Here is a 15,072-nt window from a genome sequence, read left to right as displayed (position 1 = left end):
TCTAGACCAGGCCCATCGCCGCAAGCTCGCCAAGCAACGCGGGCGGCAGTTCGTCCGCCCCATCGCCGCCCTCTCCCAGGTCTGGCGGCGCATTCTCGCCCTCCAGATAGCGCCAGCCCTGATGCGCGCGCTTGGGGAGCGGATGGACCAGCACCAGCCGGGGCTCCAGATAGATCGCCACCCTGCCGCCCTCGGCTTCGCCGAAGCCGATGATAGGCGAGCGGCCGATCAGCTTGTGCTTGACGATCCAGAAGAGGGAGCCCCCGCCAATCCCTTCACCAGCTATCTCCATCGCCCGCTTGGGCAAATAGCGGGTCGTCAGGAAGGCGGGCTCATGCGCCGCCTTGAGCGCCAGCCGCTCGGCGAGATGATCGATCGAATCGCAGCCATAGGCGACTTTGGTGAGATGCAGCGGCACCTGGACTATCTGGGTGCGCAGGCGCGCTTGATCAACCGACCAGCCCGCTCATCGTGGCCAGCCCCAGGAACACCAGGAACCCCATGGAATCGGTGGTCATCGTGACGAATACCGAAGAGGCGACTGCGGGATCGGCGTTGAACCGGTCGAGCGTCAGCGGCACGATCACGCCCGCGAGTCCCGCGATCACGATATTGGCGAGCATCGCGGCTGCAATCACGCCGCCCAGCTCGACATGGCCATAGAACAGCCCGACCGCGACACCGATCACGACCGCGATCGTCACGCCGTTGAGCAACGCGATCGTGATTTCGCGCCGGATCGCGCGCAGCGTGTTAGACTGGGTGAGCTGGTTCATCGCCAGCGCGCGGACCGTAACCGCCATCGTCTGGGTTCCGGCATTTCCGCCCACCCCCGCGACGATCGGCATCAGCGCCGCCAGCGCGACCATCTTGCTGATCGTCCCTTCGAACAAGGTGATGATCGTCGCCGCGACCAATGCTGTACCCAGATTGGCGATCAGCCAGCGCACGCGGCCCTTGTAGCTGTCGAACACGGGCTCATTGATGTCGCCCTCGCCCGCGCCTGAGAGGCGGAGGATGTCCTCGCCCGCCTCTTCGGAAATGATGTGCACCACGTCGTCCACCGTGATCATGCCGACCAGCCGGCCGCTGGGGTCGATCACCGCGGCCGAAATCAGCGCGTATTTCTGGAAGCGGAGCGCGACCTCTTCCTGGTCCATGTCGACCGGGATCAGCGTCTGCTCGCGCTTCATGACGTCGGCGATCCTCACCACGCGCGGAGTACGGAGGATCCAGGAGAGCGCGCACGTGCCCACCGGGCGGTGCGCCGGATCGACGACGAATATCTCCCAGAAATCGGTCGGCAATTCCTCCTCGCCGCGCAGGAAATCGAGGACGTCGCCTACGCTCCAATGCTCGGGCACCGCGATCAGCTCGCGCTGCATCAGGCGGCCGGCGGTCTCTTCGGGATAAGAGAGCGCTTCCTCGATCGCGGCGCGGTCGTCGGGATCGAGTGCGCGCAGGACCTCGCGCTGATCCTCGGGCTCCATGTCCTCGATGATCGCAACTGCGTCATCGGTATCGAGCTCGGAGGCTAGATCGGCGACCTGCGTCGCGGTGAGCGCATCGACCAGCGCCTCGCGAACGAAGTCGTTCATCTCGGCCAGCACGTCGCCGTCGATCAGGTCTGCGATCGCCGCGACCAGCGCCGGGCGGTCTTCGGAAGGTGTCAGTTCGACCAGATCGGCGATGTCGGCGGGGTGGAGCGGCTCGACCCGCGCGCGCGCCGTCTCGAAATCGCCCGCCTCGACGGCTTCGAGCACCGCGCGGACGAAAGCGGGCTTGAGCCGGTCGTCCTCGTCCAGTTCGCTCTCGGGTGGCGGCGGGGCCATATGAAGTTCGGTCTCGCTCATTGTCCGACCTCCCTTGGCTGGCGCATTCGGTTTGGCTGGGCGCCAATCCACAAGGCGCGCGCTGCCACCGCAAGGCCGGATTTGCAAGTCGGGTCAGGCGCGCCTACGTGCCGCCCGAAATCACAGGAGTACCCACGTGTCCGAATTCACCAAGCTCAACCTCACGCTCGACACCGGCGAAGTCGAAATCAAGCTCCGTCCGGATCTCGCGCCCGGGCATGTCCAGCGCGTCACGACGCTCGCCAATGAGGGGTTTTACGACGGCGTCGTCTTCCACCGCGTGATCGATGGCTTCATGGCGCAGGGCGGCGACCCCACCGGCACCGGCATGAGCGGCTCGGACAAGCCGAACCTCAAGGCCGAGTTCAGCAGTGAGCCGCACGCACGCGGGGTCTGCTCGATGGCGCGGACGATGGATCCCAACACCGCCAATTCGCAATTCTTCATCTGCCTGGATGACGCGACGTTCCTCGACGGCCAATATACCGTCTGGGGCGAAGTGGTTTCGGGGATGGACGCTGTCGACGCGCTTCCCAAGGGCGAGCCTCCGCGCAATCCCGGCAAGATTCTGAAGGCGACCGCCGAATAACGATCCGGCCCCTCCTTCGGGAGGGGCTTACAGGACCTTATAGGCCAGCAAGGCCGCATAGGCGGCGAGGCCGAGCATCGTCAGCATCGTCGTGGCGGTGCCGATCGTGCGGCCGGGCGTCCAGCCGTCCATCCCTATGCCGTGCGCGACACGGCCAAGGATGAAGAGCATCGCGACCACCCACAGCCAGAGCTGTGCGCCGCGCGCCAGCTCGATCAATGCGATCAGGATCAGCACGACCGGCACATATTCGGCGAAATTGAGTTGCGCACGCATCCGGGCGATCAGGCGGGGGTTCCCGCCATCCCCGATCGAGATCTTTTCGGCCATGCGCACCTTGCCGATACGCCAGCCTAGCCAGAAGTTGATGAGCGCCGCGGCGGCGGCCGTAGTGAGTGCGATCGGCAGCAACATATGGTGTCCCCCTTTGAGGGCCCACTCTACACAGCCTTGCAAGCGCGGCAAGAATCGGTATAGGCGCGGCTCGCTTCGTGACCCGTCCGCCGGTCCGGCGAGCGCGGGACATGCCGTCGCTTGCCCGAAAGGCCATGACGGCGTATCGCGCTTTGATTCTGTTTTGTTCGTGAAAAAGGTGCCGAAATGGCCGTCCCCAAGAGAAAGACCTCGCCCTCCAAGCGCGGCATGCGCCGGTCGCACGATTCGCTGACCGTGGCCGCTTTCCAGGAGTGCCCGAATTGCGGCGAACTCAAGCGCCCGCACAATCTTTGCATCCCCTGCGGCCATTATAACGGCCGCGAGATCGTCTCGGCCGAGGGCTGAGACTGCCCAGATCGAGGCCCGCCGGAATGACTAATCCCTCGCGAATCGCCGTCGATGCGATGGGCGGCGACGAGGGAATTCCCGTCATGCTGGCTGGCGTGGCACGCGCACGGCGGCGCTTCGAGGGGATGGAATTCATCCTGGTCGGAGACGAAGCGCGGATCCGCGAGGGCCTGAAGGCGCATCCCAATCTGACCGCCGCATCGGAAATCGTCCACGCCCCCAATGTGGTGACGGCGGACGAGAAGCCGGGCGCCGCGTTGCGCCGCGCCAAGACTACTTCGATGGGAATTGCGATCGACCTGGTCAAGCAGGGCCGCGCCGGCGCGGCCGTCTCGTCAGGCAATACCGGCGCATTGATGGCGATGGCCAAGCTGTCCCTGCGCATGATGCCGGGGATCGACCGTCCCGCGCTCGCGGCCCTGCTGCCGAGCCTGGGCGAGAACGATACGGTGATGCTCGATCTGGGCGCAAACACCGAAGTCGATGCGCGCAACCTCGTCCAGTTCGCCGTGATGGGTGCCGCCTATGCGCGCACCGCACTCGATCTCGACAGGCCCCGCGTTGCCCTTCTCAACATCGGCACCGAGGAAATGAAGGGCACCGAGAACATCCGCGATGCCGCCTCCGTGCTGCGCAAAGCCGATCACCTTAGGCTCGATTTCAAGGGCTTCATCGAAGGCAACAAGCTTTCGCGTGGCGACGTCGATGTGATCGTGTGCGATGGCTTTTCGGGCAATATCGCGCTCAAGACGATCGAAGGCACTGCCCGGTTCGTGGCGGACCTGCTCAAGCGCGCCTTCAGCAGTTCGACTCGTTCCAAGCTGGGCTTCCTGATCTCGCGGCCCGCGACCGAGCTGCTGCGCCATCATCTCGACCCCAACAATCACAACGGCGCGGTGTTTCTGGGGCTTAACGGCATCGTCGTGAAGAGCCATGGCAGCGCCACGGCGATCGGCGTGGACACCGCCATCGGCTTCGCCGCCAAGATGCTGCGCGACGATCTCAACCGCCGCATCGCCGAAGATCTCGGAAACTTCGAAGCGAAAGCCGCGTAGCGTCCTCATGACCATTCGCTCCGTCATTATCGGCACCGGCTCGGCGCTTCCCGCCCGCCGGGTCTCGAACGCAGAACTGGCCGAACAGGTGGACACTACCGACGAATGGATCGTCGAACGCACCGGCATCCGCTTTCGCCACATCGCAGCGCCACATGAGACCACGGCAACGCTCGCGACCGATGCCGCGCGCGCGGCGCTGGCCAAAGCGGGCGTCGAAGCCGGCAGCATCGACCTGATCGTTCTGGCCACGGCGACTCCCGACCAGACCTTTCCGGCAAGCGCCACCAAGGTGCAGGCCGCGCTCGAAGTAGGCGATTGCGTCGCCTTCGATGTCGCGGCGGTATGCTCGGGCTTCCTTTATGCGCTCCAGGTCGCCGATTCGATGATACGCGCCGGCGCGCATCGCCGCGCGCTGGTGATCGGCGCGGAGACGTTCAGCCGCATCCTGGATTGGGAAGACCGAACCACTTGCGTACTCTTCGGCGACGGGGCGGGAGCGGTGGTGCTCGACGCCCAGGAAGGCGACCAGGTTTCAGGGCGCGGCATTCTCGCCACCCGGCTCCATGCGGACGGTCGCCATAACGACCTGCTCTATGTCGACGGTGGTCCCTCAACCACCGGCACCGTGGGCAAATTGCGTATGAAGGGCCGTGAGGTATTCCGCCACGCCGTCGTCAATCTCGCCGCTGTGATGGAGGAGTCGCTTGCCGCAGCGGGTCTCGAATCGGCCGAAGTCGATTGGGTCGTGCCGCACCAGGCCAATGCCCGCATCCTCGACGCGACCGCGCGCAAGCTGGGCCTGGACCCCGGCAAGGTGATCGTCACGGTAGACCAGCATGCTAATACATCCGCAGCATCTGTCCCCTTGGCGCTCGACGCGGCAGTGGCGGACGGGCGCATCAAGCAGGGCGACCTGATCGTCCTCGAAGCAATGGGCGGGGGCTTTACCTGGGGTGCGGCAGTCGTTCGCTTCTGAGCAACTTCACAAAAGCGCAAATATGTTGCGATCCCGTAATGTTCCGGTTTTAGTAGTGCGAACAATCTGCTAGGCCGGGCTTGTAACGTAGATCAATCGATTTGGGGGAAGTGCCGCGATGTCGGCTGCGGGCACGCTGACAAGGGCCGATCTGGCAGAGACGCTTCACCGCGAAGTCGGATTATCGCGCGCCGATGCCGCGCGCCTTGTCGAACAGATTCTCACCCATTTGTGCGAAGGCTTGTCGAAGGGCGAGAACGTCAAGATTTCCGGCTTCGGTAGCTTCATCCTGCGCGACAAGGGCGAGCGAGTAGGCCGGAATCCCAAGACCGGAGTGGAAGTTCCGATCGCGCCGCGCCGGGTTCTTACCTTCCGCGCCAGCCAGATGATGCGCGACCGCATCGTCTCGGCGGGCTGAGAACGGCCATGCCGGCGTCCGGGAAGGCCGCTGGCGCACTTCGCACCATCGGCGAGCTTGCCCAGGAAATAGGGCGGCCCCAGCATATCCTGCGCTATTGGGAGACTCGCTTCCCGCAGCTGCGCCCGCTGACCCGCGCGGGCAATCGCCGATATTACCGCGCCGACGATGTCGCCCTGGTGCGCCGCATCCACGACCTGCTCTCGACCCAGGGCTATACCATCCGCGGCGTCCAGAAGCTGCTGGCCGAGGAAAAGGGCGCGAGGCCAGCCGCAAAGGCCGGCAACTGCGCCGCGCAATTTCGCGTGATCCGGGAGTCGCTGGTCCGGGCTCTCGAAGAGGACGCCGGCTAGGCTCTGAATTCAGTTGGGCGGGACTAACCCGCTCCCATGCAGCGGGGCAGATTCTAGGGCGTGTCCGGCCCCAGGCTGGGGTCGAGATCGCGCGGCCGAACGAAGCGCACAAGCGCGCCCTTGCCGGGCGAAACCCGTTCCCAGCTATCCGCGTCGAAGCGCAATTCAGCGAGGCTCGCGGTGGGGAACTTGATTTCGACATCGTCGCGCGCGGGATTGCGGTCGTCGGGCACAAGCAGCAGCACGAGCTCCTCGAGACCCGGATTGTGCCCCATAATCAGCGCGCTGGCCGCGTCTTCGGGCAGCTCGCGCACCACGTCGAGCAAAGTAGCGGCCGAGGCCAAGTATAGCCGCTGGTCCCAGACGGGAGCGAGTTCGTCGCCATAGCCTGCACCTACCTGCGCCAACGTTTCCTTGACGCGAAGAGCGGGCGAAGCCGTGATGGAATCGAATTCCAGGGCAAGCGAGCGCATGTGCCGCCCCATCATCTGCGCGGCCCGCTGGCCCTTCGGGTTGAGCGGCCGATCGAAATCGCGCGAGACGGCGTCGTCCCAGCCCGATTTGGCGTGGCGCAGCAGCGTAAGCGTCTTCATGCGGCTCCCGGATCGGCCTTTTCCCGCGCCTCATGCCGCAAGCGCGCGTCCAAGGAAAGCCGCACGCGCTCGACCGCCTCATCAAGCGTCACGCGCGACACCGGCGTGCCCGGCGGAAATGCATCGAGCAGCCGCGAAGGGCTGGCGGCGGAGAGCAGCACGAAGGCGCCCCGATCGTCGGCCCGGCGAATCAGGCGGCCGAACGCCTGTGCCAGCCGAGCGCGGACAATTCGGTCGTCATAGGCACTTCCGCTCCGCTCATCCTGAGCTTGTCGAAGGGCCGCCAGCCGTCGCGCCGAATGGAGCACGGTCGGCTTGGGCCAGGGCACCCCCTCCATCACCACCAGGCGCAGCGAGCGGCCCGGCACATCCACTCCGTCGCGCAGCGCGTCGGTGCCGATCAGCGAGGCGCGCGGGTCGTCGCGAAAGATGTCCACCAGCGTGCCTGTATCGATCGGATCGACATGCTGGGCGAGCAAGGGAAGCCCCTCGCGCGCCAGCCTGTCGGCGATTCGGGCATGTACTGCGCGGAGACGGCGAATCGCAGTGAAGAGTCCCAAAGTGCCCCCCTCGGCAGCGACGATCAGCCTTGCATAGGCATTGGCGAGCGCGGGCAAGTCGCCGCGCTTCACATCGGTCACGATCAAGACTTCGGCCTGACCCGCATAATCGAACGGGCTCACTGCCTCGAACCGCTGCGCCGCGCGCTGAAGGTGCGACGCGCCTGTCCGCGCCTCCGCCACATCCCAATCGCCGCCCGCGCGGAGCGTGGCCGAGGTTACCAATGCGCCGTGTGCAGGCTCGAGCACGGTCTTGGCGAAGGGCTTGCTGGGATCGAGCCAATGCCGGTGCAGCCCGATATCATATTCGCGTCCCTCGACTCGCTCGACTGCGAGCCAATCGACGAATTCGGGGTCCGCTGGCCCTCCGATCCGCGAGAGGAGCGCAAGCCAGGCCGCCACGGTGTCGGTACGCCAGCCGAGCGACGCGATCGCGCCTTCGATCCGCGCGCGCGCCGGGCCATCCATCCAGTCGGGCGCTTCGGCGAGCACCGCCTCCAGCCGCCGCCCGACCGTAACCAGGGGCCGCATCAGCGCATCGAGCGCGGCCGCCGCTGGCCCCGCCGCCTCGACCAGCGCCGGGTCGGGCTCGGCCAGTTCGGTCTCGAGCCCATAGCCCGCATCGCCCGCGCCTTGGGTATCGCGGGCATAGACCAGCCCGCGCACCGCCCCAAGCAGGCGCTCCACCGGGCCGAACGGATCGCTTTCGCTCAATCGCTGCAGCCAGCCGTCGCTCGGCAGCGCCTGGGCCGCCTCGACTGCTTCGCCGATCGCGCGCGCGCCCTCTCCGTCATAGCTCGCAACGTCGGAGAGCCGCGCCGCCAGCCCGCGCCGCCGCCCGCGCGCGCCCGATTCCGGGCCCGTTATCCAGCGTCGTATTTCGATCGCTTCCTGCCCCGTCAGTGCCGCCGAAAACATCGCGTCCGCCGCATCGAACAGATGATGCCCCTCGTCGAACACGTAGCGCGTCGGTCGGTTAGCGGCTTCGCGCCCGCGCGCGGCGTTGACCATCACCAGCGCATGATTGGCGATGACGATATCGGCTTCGGCGCTGCTGCGCGCGGCGCGCTCGATGAAGCATTTCCGGTAATGCGGGCAGCCGGCATAGATGCATTCGCCGCGGCGGTCCGTAAGCGCGGTCGATCCGTTGCGGCGGAAGAGCGTGGGCAGCCAGCCCGGCAAATCGCCGCCGATCATGTCGCCATCGGCGGTATATGCGGCCCATCTGGCAACCAGCTGCGCGAGGACCGCAGCGCGCCCGGCGAACCCGCCCTGCAGCGCGTCCTCGAGATTGAGCAAACACGCGTAATTCTCGCGGCCCTTGCGGGTTACGATCTTGCGCTTGCGCTCGGCTTCGTCGGGAAACAGCCGCTCGCTCTCGTGGCTCAATTGCCGCTGAAGCGCCTTGGTGAAGGTCGAGACCCATACCGCGCCATCGGCCTGCGCCGCCCAGAGCGAGGCGGGCGCGAGATAGCCGAGCGTCTTGCCGATCCCCGTTCCCGCCTCGGCGAGCACCAGATTGGGCGAATCGCGCATGTCGCGCGGGGCGAACGCGCTCATTGCCGCCGCGGCATACTCGCGCTGCCCCTGCCGCCGCTCGGCGCCCTTGCCGGTAAGCACTGCCAGCCGCTCGGCGACATCGGCCTGGTCGAGCGTCACGGTGCGCGGGGCGGGGCGCGGAGCCTTTTCCTCCCATTCGGGCAGTTTGGAGAACAGCCAGCGCTCCGCTTCGGCGGGCTTCGCCAGGGCCTGGCTCACCAGGGGCGCCCAGGGCCAGCGCAAGCGATATAGCGACTGCGCCGAATTCCACGCGCCTTCGCGCTCGCTCCATTCGCCTTGCGGGATGGTGAGCAGGGCTTCGGCGGCGCGGCGCAGGAAAGCGGCGACCCCGGCGTCCTCGGCGGGCGGCTCCAGCCCCGCCACCCGCGCCAGGCCCTTCGGCGTCGGCACCATGAAGCGCGCGGGCCGCAGGAAGGCGAACAGCTCCAGCAGGTCGAGCCCGTTGAGCTCGGGATGCCCCAGCCTTTGCCCGATCAGGGGCGCATTGAGCACGATCACGGGCGTATCCGCCGCGATCCGGATCGCCTCGCTGCGGCTCACCGCCCGCGTCTCCTCCGCAGTGGAAATCCACACACCGCCATGACTTGCGTGCAGCGCGGGATAAGGCAAAGAGACAGGCATTCCTGCATCCTCTGCCTGTACCGGAACGAAAGGGCAACACGTGGACTTGCGCGCCGCCGCACTCGAATCCAAGGCCTGGCCCTATGAAGAAGCGCGCAAGCTCGTAAAACGCTTCCCCCAGGGCAAGCCCGACGGATCGCCGATGCTGTTCGAGACCGGCTATGGCCCCTCGGGCCTGCCGCATATCGGCACTTTCCAGGAAGTGCTGCGCACGACGATGGTCCAGCATGCCTATGAGGAGATGGCTGGGCTGCCGACGCGGCTGATCGCGTTCAGCGATGACATGGACGGGCTGCGCAAAGTGCCTGACAATGTGCCCAACAAGGATATGCTGGCCGCGCATCTGGGCAAGTCGCTCAGCCGCATACCTGATCCCTTCGGCACGCATGAGAGCTTTGCCGCGCACAACAATGCGATGCTTCGAGAATTCCTCGATCGCTTCGGCTTCGAGTATGAATTCGCATCCTCAACCGAATATTACGCCTCGGGCCGCTTTGATGCGAAGCTCAAGGATGTGCTGCGCAACTACGACGCAATCATGGCCGTGATGCTGCCGACGCTGCGCCCCGAGCGCCAGGCGACCTATTCGCCGGTGCTGCCGGTCAGCCAGAAGTCGGGCGTGGTGCTCCAGGTGCCGGTCGAGGTGGTGGATGCCCCAACCGGGATCATCCGCTTCGAAGACGAGGGCGAGAGGATCGAGCAGTCGATCCTCGGCGGGCGAGCCAAGCTGCAGTGGAAACCCGATTGGGGTATGCGCTGGGCAGCATTGGGCGTGGATTACGAGATGCACGGCAAGGATTTGATCGACAGCGCGATCCTGGGCGGCAAGATCGCCCAGATCCTGGGCGGCCGGAAGCCCGAGGGACTGATCTACGAGCTGTTCCTCGACGCGCGTGGCGAGAAGATTTCCAAATCCAAGGGCAACGGCCTTTCGATCGAGCAATGGCTTACCTATGGCCCCGACGAGAGCTTGGCCTTCTACATCTATCGCGAGCCCAAAAAGGCCAAGGCGCTGCACCTCGGGCTGATCCCGCGCGCAGTGGACGATTACTGGCAATTCCGCGCCAATTATGCGGCGCAGGAAATCGCCCAGCGGCTCGGCAACCCCGTCCACCACATCCATGAAGGCCCACCACCCGCGGACACCTTGCCGGTCACTTTCGGGCTGCTGCTCAATCTGGTCGGTGTGATGGGCGAGGCGAGCAAGGCGCAAGTCTGGGGCTATCTCGGCAATTATGTGTCTGATGCGACGCCGGAGAAATATCCCGCGCTCGACCGGCTGATCGACTATGCGCTCGCTTATGTGCGGGACGTGGCCCAGAAGCCCGTGCGCCGCGCGCCGCAGGGCGTGGAAGGCGATGCGTTGCGCGACCTCGATGCCGAGCTCGCGACGCTGGGCGCAGCGGCCTCCGCCGAAGACATCCAGAACGCAGTCTACGAGATCGGCAAGGCGCGTTTCGGCAAGGAAGCCCTCCGCGACTGGTTCAAGGCGCTCTACGAGACTCTGCTCGGCTCGGAGCAAGGCCCGCGCATGGGGAGCTTCATCGCGCTCTATGGCGTGGAAAACAGCCGCAAGCTGATCGCCGAGGCGCTCGCCAAGGCATGATCCGCCGCGGTCGCCACACTATCGCCGATTTCATCGCCAGCGAAGCTGCGGGCGGAATCGTGCTGATGGCCGCGTCGGCGCTGGCGCTGATCCTGGCCAATTCGCCGCTGGCCGAGACCTATTTCCACGCCCTCCACGCCGTGACCGGTCCGGTGATCGCGCCCGCGCACGGAGCCATGACCACGCATCTGTGGATTAATGATGCGCTGATGGCGGTATTCTTCCTGCTCGTCGGGCTGGAGATCAAGGGTGAGTTCACCCATGGCCGCCTCGCCAGCTGGGAGCAACGCCGGCTGCCGATCGTGGCGGCGGCGGCGGGCATGCTCGTGCCGGCGTTTATCTATCTCGCCATCACGGCGTCGTCGCCGGGTCTCGGCAAGGGCTGGGCGATCCCTGCCGCCACCGACATCGCATTCGCGATGGGGGTATTGGCGATCCTCGGCCGCTATGCTCCCCCATCGATAAAGCTGCTCCTCGTCACCATTGCGATCGTCGATGATATGGGCGCTGTCGCGATCATCGCCATCGCATATACCGCGCACCTCGACGCGGGCGCGCTGGCGACGGCCGCTGTGATCCTCGCTTTGATGTTCGGCGTAGCGCGGGTCCGCCCGGCATCGCTCGGCCCGCATCTGCTGCTCGCCGCGCTGCTCTGGTATTTTGTATTCCGCTCTGGCGTCCACGCCACAATTGCCGGCGTCGCGGCGGCGATGGCAATCCCGGAGGGGCCACGGCATCGGCTGGAGCGCCTGCTCAACCCATGGGTGGCCTTTGCGATCATTCCGCTCTTCGGCTTCGCCAATGCCGGAATATCCTTCGCGGGCGTGGGTCCCGCGATCCTGCTGGCCCCGCTGCCCCTCGCGATCCTTGGGGGACTGTTCTTCGGCAAGCAGGTCGGCATCTTCGCGAGCATCTGGCTCGCCGTCCGCTTGCGGCTAGCCCCACGTCCCGAGGCCAGCTGGATGCAACTCTACGGCATGAGCCTGCTCGCGGGCATCGGCTTCACGATGAGCCTGTTCATCGGCGGGCTTGCATTTCCGGGCCGGCCCGACTTGGCCGATCAGGTCAAGATCGGCGTTCTGGCGGGGTCCCTGCTTTCGGCGCTGGCGGGATATGCGGTGCTGCGAGTAACTGCGGGCCACGCACGCAAAAGATGAAAATCTTTTCGTCGCACGTTGACGCCATGAAAATCGTTTCATATATGGGTTTCACCGGACGAAGTGGCTTTCGTCCGGTGAAACCCATAAGGAGACTTATATGACCGACCAGATCACATTGTCCGCTGCAACTGTAACCCTGCTGTCTGACGCCTGCAAGGCCGAGATCGCAGCGCATCTTGGCCTAGCGCCCACGTCACCGCTGGCTACGCCCTCGACTATCGCGGCGGTCCCCGACGACGGATGGGACTATGCCGAGTTCGGCTTGCAGGCGGCGCGAGCTTTTCTGCAAGGATGCAGCGACCGCACCAAGGAAGTGCTTGCGCTGATGGTGACCGAGGACAGTTTCTCGCTTCGCGCATTGGAGCGTGAGGCAAAGGCAGGCGAGAGCGGACTGCGCGGCGTGTGGACTGGACTCACCAAGCGCACGCGGACAATTACCGGCGATCCCAGTTCCGCGCTGATCATCTGGGATGAAGTGCCCGAGAAAGGCGATTTTATCGGTCGCCTAACGCCGGTGACCCTCGATTCCTTCCGCCGCGCGCTCGCCGAATAGGAACGCGTATTACGGACTGCGAACCCCGCCGGGCGACCGGCGGGGTTTTCATTTGCGTCTCAGAGCTTTTCGGTAAGCTCCGGCACGATCTTGAACAAGTCCCCGACCAAGCCGATGTCCGCCACCTGGAAGATCGGGGCGTCCTCGTCCTTGTTGATCGCGATGATCGTCTTCGAATCCTTCATGCCCGCGAGATGCTGGATCGCGCCCGAGATGCCGATCGCGATATAGACTTCGGGTGCGACGATCTTGCCGGTCTGGCCAACCTGATAGTCGTTGGGGACGTAGCCCGCATCGACCGCGGCGCGCGATGCGCCGACCGCGGCGCCGAGCTTGTCGGCAAGCGGTTCGATGATCGCATGGAAGTTCTCCGAATTCTGGAGCGCCCGGCCACCCGAGACGATGATCTTCGCGCTGGTCAGCTCGGGGCGCACCGATTCGGCCATCTCGGATCCGGCGAAGGTCGAGAGACCCGCATCGCCTGCGCCGCCCACCGCTTCGACTGTACCGCTGCCGCCGCTCATGGCCGCCTTTTCGAACGCCGTGCCGCGCACGGTGATCACCAGCTTCTTGTCGCTGGTCTGCACCGTGGCGACTGCGTTGCCGGCATAGATCGGGCGGGTGAAAGTGTCCGGCGCTTCCACTGAAAGGATATCCGATATCTGCATCACGTCGAGCATGGCCGCGACGCGCGGCGCCACATTCTTGCCCGTGGTGGTCGAAGGGAAGAGAATGGCGTCATGCCCCTCCATAAGCTGCACCACCAAGGGTGCGACATTCTCGGCCAGCGCATGTTCGAGCGCGGGATCGTCGGCCAGATGGACCTTGCCCACGCCCGCGATCTTCGCCGCTTCGTCGGCCACCGCGGCGCAACCCGCGCCCGCGACTAGCAGATGCACTTCGCCAAGCTTCGAGGCGGCGGTGACCGTCGCCAGCGTCGCGTCCTTGACGTGCTTGTTGTCGTGTTCGACCCAGACCAAAGTCTTCATTTCGCGATCCCCATTCCCTTGAGGCGTTCGACCAGCTCGTCGACGCTGCCGACCTTGACGCCCGCCTGGCGCTTGCCCGGCTCGACCACATTCAGCGTCTTGATGCGCGGCGACACGTCGACGCCGTAATCGGCGATGGTCTTCCTCGCGACAGGCTTGGACTTGGCCTTCATGATGTTGGGCAGGGTCGCGTAACGCGGCTCGTTGAGGCGCAGATCGGTGGTGACGATCGCGGGCGCCTTGAGGTCCACCGTCTCGAGACCGCCATCGACTTCCCGCGTGACAACCACGCGGTCGCCGGTCACTTCGACCTTCGAGGCGAAAGTGCCCTGCGGCCAGCCGAGCAGCGCCGCGAGCATCTGGCCGGTCTGGTTTGAATCGTCGTCGATCGCCTGCTTGCCGAGAATGACTAGCCCCGGCTGTTCCTCGTCGCACACCGCCTTGAGCAGCTTGGCGACGCCCAGCGGCTCGACTTCGTCATCCGTCGCGATCAGGATCGCACGGTCGGCACCCATTGCGCGCGCCGTGAGCAGAACATCCGTCTCCGCCTTGGCCACGCCGATCGTCACCACCACCACTTCGGTCGCCGCGCCCTTTTCCTTCAGCCGGATTGCCTCTTCGATAGCGATCTCGTCGAATGGGTTCATGCTCATCTTGACGTTCGCCAGATCGACGCCCGTGCCGTCCGCCTTCACTCTGGGCTTTACGTTGTAATCAAGCACCCGCTTGACCGGTACGAGTACCTTCATGCCACTCTCCTATGCTCCGAACCGCTCCTGGGGAGAAAGCGTTCAGGCCGCCTGCTTCACTTCGGCCACGATCTTCCTTGCCGCGTCGCCCAGATCGTTTGCCGCGACGATCGGCAGCCCCGAATTGGCGAGAATGTCCTTGCCCTGCTGCACGTTGGTGCCCTCGAGACGGACGACCAGCGGAACCGACAGATTTACTTCCTTCGCCGCGGCGACAATGCCCTCGGCGATGATGTCGCAGCGCATGATCCCGCCGAAGATGTTGACCAGGATGCCCTTCACCGCTGGATCGCTCAGGATGATCTTGAACGCCGCAGTGACCTTTTCCTTGTTGGCGCCGCCGCCGACGTCGAGGAAGTTGGCCGGGAACATGCCGTTGAGCTTGATGATGTCCATCGTCGCCATCGCGAGCCCGGCGCCGTTGACCATGCAGCCGATGTCGCCGTCGAGCTTGATGTAGGCGAGGTCGTATTTCGACGCCTCGAGCTCGGCGGGGTCCTCCTCGCTTTCGTCGCGCAGTTCCATCAGGTCCTTGTGACGGAACATGGCGTTGCCGTCGAAGGCGACCTTGGCGTCGAGCACCATCAGCTTGCCATCGTCGGTGACGGCGAGCGGGTTGATCTCGATCTGCTCGGCGTCGGTGCCGATGAA

The 15,072-nt window shown here is 65.3% G+C and carries 17 protein-coding genes; 9 read left to right on the top strand and 8 right to left on the bottom strand.

Features of this window, described 5'->3' with window-relative positions:
* Position 1: 1 nt before the first annotated feature.
* Entirely contained in the window at positions 2 to 418 is a 417-nt protein-coding gene (locus VF617_RS01480; RefSeq protein WP_331013085.1) for a DUF1489 domain-containing protein, read from the bottom strand.
* A 31-nt stretch (positions 419 to 449) separates the two neighbouring features.
* Positions 450 to 1,853 (bottom strand): magnesium transporter, encoded by a 1,404-nt coding sequence (gene mgtE, locus VF617_RS01475; RefSeq protein ID WP_331013084.1) that lies wholly within the window; start codon positions 1,851 to 1,853, stop codon positions 450 to 452.
* Positions 1,854 to 1,989: 136 nt separating this feature from the next.
* Here mgtE and VF617_RS01470 point away from each other — a divergent pair, with 136 nt between their 5' ends.
* The gene (locus tag VF617_RS01470) at positions 1,990 to 2,442 is read left to right on the top strand and encodes a peptidylprolyl isomerase (RefSeq protein ID WP_331013083.1); all 453 of its coding nucleotides are present in this window, start codon (positions 1,990 to 1,992) and stop codon (positions 2,440 to 2,442) included.
* A 27-nt stretch (positions 2,443 to 2,469) separates the two neighbouring features.
* Here VF617_RS01470 and VF617_RS01465 read toward each other — a convergent pair whose 3' ends face one another.
* Positions 2,470 to 2,856, bottom strand: a complete 387-nt coding sequence (locus tag VF617_RS01465) for an MAPEG family protein (RefSeq protein ID WP_331013082.1) — start codon at positions 2,854 to 2,856, stop codon at positions 2,470 to 2,472.
* A 186-nt stretch (positions 2,857 to 3,042) separates the two neighbouring features.
* Here VF617_RS01465 and rpmF point away from each other — a divergent pair, with 186 nt between their 5' ends.
* The 5 genes from rpmF to VF617_RS01440 all read left to right on the top strand — a co-directional run bounded on the left by rpmF (position 3,043) and on the right by VF617_RS01440 (position 6,030).
* A complete protein-coding gene (gene rpmF, locus VF617_RS01460) occupies positions 3,043 to 3,222 on the top strand; it encodes a 50S ribosomal protein L32 (protein ID WP_331013081.1) in 180 nt (59 codons plus the stop codon).
* A gap of 26 nt (positions 3,223 to 3,248) precedes the next feature.
* Complete coding sequence (gene plsX, locus VF617_RS01455) at positions 3,249 to 4,280, top strand: phosphate acyltransferase PlsX (protein WP_331013080.1); 1,032 nt, start codon at positions 3,249 to 3,251, stop codon at positions 4,278 to 4,280.
* A 7-nt stretch (positions 4,281 to 4,287) separates the two neighbouring features.
* Entirely contained in the window at positions 4,288 to 5,259 is a 972-nt protein-coding gene (locus VF617_RS01450) for a beta-ketoacyl-ACP synthase III (RefSeq protein WP_331013079.1), read from the top strand.
* 118 nt (positions 5,260 to 5,377) lie between these two features.
* Complete coding sequence (locus tag VF617_RS01445) at positions 5,378 to 5,677, top strand: integration host factor subunit alpha (protein WP_331013078.1); 300 nt, start codon at positions 5,378 to 5,380, stop codon at positions 5,675 to 5,677.
* Positions 5,678 to 5,685: 8 nt separating this feature from the next.
* Positions 5,686 to 6,030, top strand: coding sequence for a MerR family transcriptional regulator (locus tag VF617_RS01440; protein ID WP_331013077.1), 345 nt, complete (start codon positions 5,686 to 5,688; stop codon positions 6,028 to 6,030).
* Between the two features lie 53 nt (positions 6,031 to 6,083).
* Here the strand turns inward: VF617_RS01440 and VF617_RS01435 are convergent, their stop codons facing one another.
* Together VF617_RS01435 and VF617_RS01430 are read right to left on the bottom strand one after the other, a co-directional pair.
* The gene (locus VF617_RS01435) at positions 6,084 to 6,623 is read right to left on the bottom strand and encodes a SixA phosphatase family protein (RefSeq protein ID WP_331013076.1); all 540 of its coding nucleotides are present in this window, start codon (positions 6,621 to 6,623) and stop codon (positions 6,084 to 6,086) included.
* A complete protein-coding gene (locus VF617_RS01430; protein ID WP_331013075.1) occupies positions 6,620 to 9,364 on the bottom strand; it encodes an ATP-dependent DNA helicase in 2,745 nt (914 codons plus the stop codon). Before VF617_RS01430 ends, VF617_RS01435 begins: the two co-directional genes overlap by 4 nt.
* A 40-nt stretch (positions 9,365 to 9,404) precedes the next feature.
* Between VF617_RS01430 and VF617_RS01425 the strand changes: the two genes are divergently transcribed.
* From VF617_RS01425 to VF617_RS01415, 3 genes are all read left to right on the top strand, one after another.
* On the top strand, positions 9,405 to 10,970 hold the full coding sequence (locus VF617_RS01425) for a lysine--tRNA ligase (protein ID WP_331013074.1): 1,566 nt from the start codon (positions 9,405 to 9,407) through the stop codon (positions 10,968 to 10,970).
* The gene (nhaA, locus tag VF617_RS01420; RefSeq protein WP_331013073.1) at positions 10,967 to 12,127 is read left to right on the top strand and encodes a Na+/H+ antiporter NhaA; all 1,161 of its coding nucleotides are present in this window, start codon (positions 10,967 to 10,969) and stop codon (positions 12,125 to 12,127) included. The genes VF617_RS01425 and nhaA overlap by 4 nt, the downstream gene beginning before the upstream one ends.
* A gap of 100 nt (positions 12,128 to 12,227) precedes the next feature.
* Entirely contained in the window at positions 12,228 to 12,683 is a 456-nt protein-coding gene (locus tag VF617_RS01415; protein ID WP_331013072.1) for a hypothetical protein, read from the top strand.
* Positions 12,684 to 12,742: 59 nt separating this feature from the next.
* Here the strand turns inward: VF617_RS01415 and VF617_RS01410 are convergent, their stop codons facing one another.
* The 3 genes from VF617_RS01410 to VF617_RS01400 form a co-directional block, all read right to left on the bottom strand.
* Positions 12,743 to 13,672 carry an electron transfer flavoprotein subunit alpha/FixB family protein gene (locus tag VF617_RS01410; protein ID WP_331013071.1) on the bottom strand — a complete coding sequence of 310 codons (930 nt, stop codon included), beginning with the start codon at positions 13,670 to 13,672 and terminating at the stop codon, positions 12,743 to 12,745.
* Complete coding sequence (locus VF617_RS01405; RefSeq protein WP_331013070.1) at positions 13,669 to 14,421, bottom strand: electron transfer flavoprotein subunit beta/FixA family protein; 753 nt, start codon at positions 14,419 to 14,421, stop codon at positions 13,669 to 13,671. The genes VF617_RS01410 and VF617_RS01405 overlap by 4 nt, the downstream gene beginning before the upstream one ends.
* Before the next feature lie 42 nt (positions 14,422 to 14,463).
* Positions 14,464 to 15,072: succinate--CoA ligase subunit beta (locus VF617_RS01400; protein ID WP_414713930.1), on the bottom strand; the 609-nt coding region annotated here is incomplete at its 5' end.

The organism is Sphingomonas sp., from assembly GCF_036388215.1.
Classification (GTDB): domain Bacteria; phylum Pseudomonadota; class Alphaproteobacteria; order Sphingomonadales; family Sphingomonadaceae; genus Sphingomonas.
This window is presented reverse-complemented; position numbering and strand designations above follow the sequence as displayed.

Excerpts from the sequence above, each read along its gene's own strand:
- mgtE (WP_331013084.1), bottom strand. The coding sequence starts at position 1,853 with ATGAGCGAGACCGAACTTCATATGGCCCCGCCGCCACCCGAGAGCGAA.
- VF617_RS01465 (WP_331013082.1), bottom strand. The coding sequence starts at position 2,856 with ATGTTGCTGCCGATCGCACTCACTACGGCCGCCGCCGCGGCGCTCATC.
- rpmF (WP_331013081.1), top strand. The coding sequence starts at position 3,043 with ATGGCCGTCCCCAAGAGAAAGACCTCGCCCTCCAAGCGCGGCATGCGC.
- plsX (WP_331013080.1), top strand. The coding sequence starts at position 3,249 with ATGACTAATCCCTCGCGAATCGCCGTCGATGCGATGGGCGGCGACGAG.
- VF617_RS01450 (WP_331013079.1), top strand. The coding sequence starts at position 4,288 with ATGACCATTCGCTCCGTCATTATCGGCACCGGCTCGGCGCTTCCCGCC.
- VF617_RS01445 (WP_331013078.1), top strand. The coding sequence starts at position 5,378 with ATGTCGGCTGCGGGCACGCTGACAAGGGCCGATCTGGCAGAGACGCTT.
- VF617_RS01440 (WP_331013077.1), top strand. The coding sequence starts at position 5,686 with ATGCCGGCGTCCGGGAAGGCCGCTGGCGCACTTCGCACCATCGGCGAG.
- VF617_RS01435 (WP_331013076.1), bottom strand. The coding sequence starts at position 6,623 with ATGAAGACGCTTACGCTGCTGCGCCACGCCAAATCGGGCTGGGACGAC.
- VF617_RS01430 (WP_331013075.1), bottom strand. The coding sequence starts at position 9,364 with ATGCCTGTCTCTTTGCCTTATCCCGCGCTGCACGCAAGTCATGGCGGT.
- nhaA (WP_331013073.1), top strand. The coding sequence starts at position 10,967 with ATGATCCGCCGCGGTCGCCACACTATCGCCGATTTCATCGCCAGCGAA.
- VF617_RS01415 (WP_331013072.1), top strand. The coding sequence starts at position 12,228 with ATGACCGACCAGATCACATTGTCCGCTGCAACTGTAACCCTGCTGTCT.
- VF617_RS01410 (WP_331013071.1), bottom strand. The coding sequence starts at position 13,672 with ATGAAGACTTTGGTCTGGGTCGAACACGACAACAAGCACGTCAAGGAC.
- VF617_RS01405 (WP_331013070.1), bottom strand. The coding sequence starts at position 14,421 with ATGAAGGTACTCGTACCGGTCAAGCGGGTGCTTGATTACAACGTAAAG.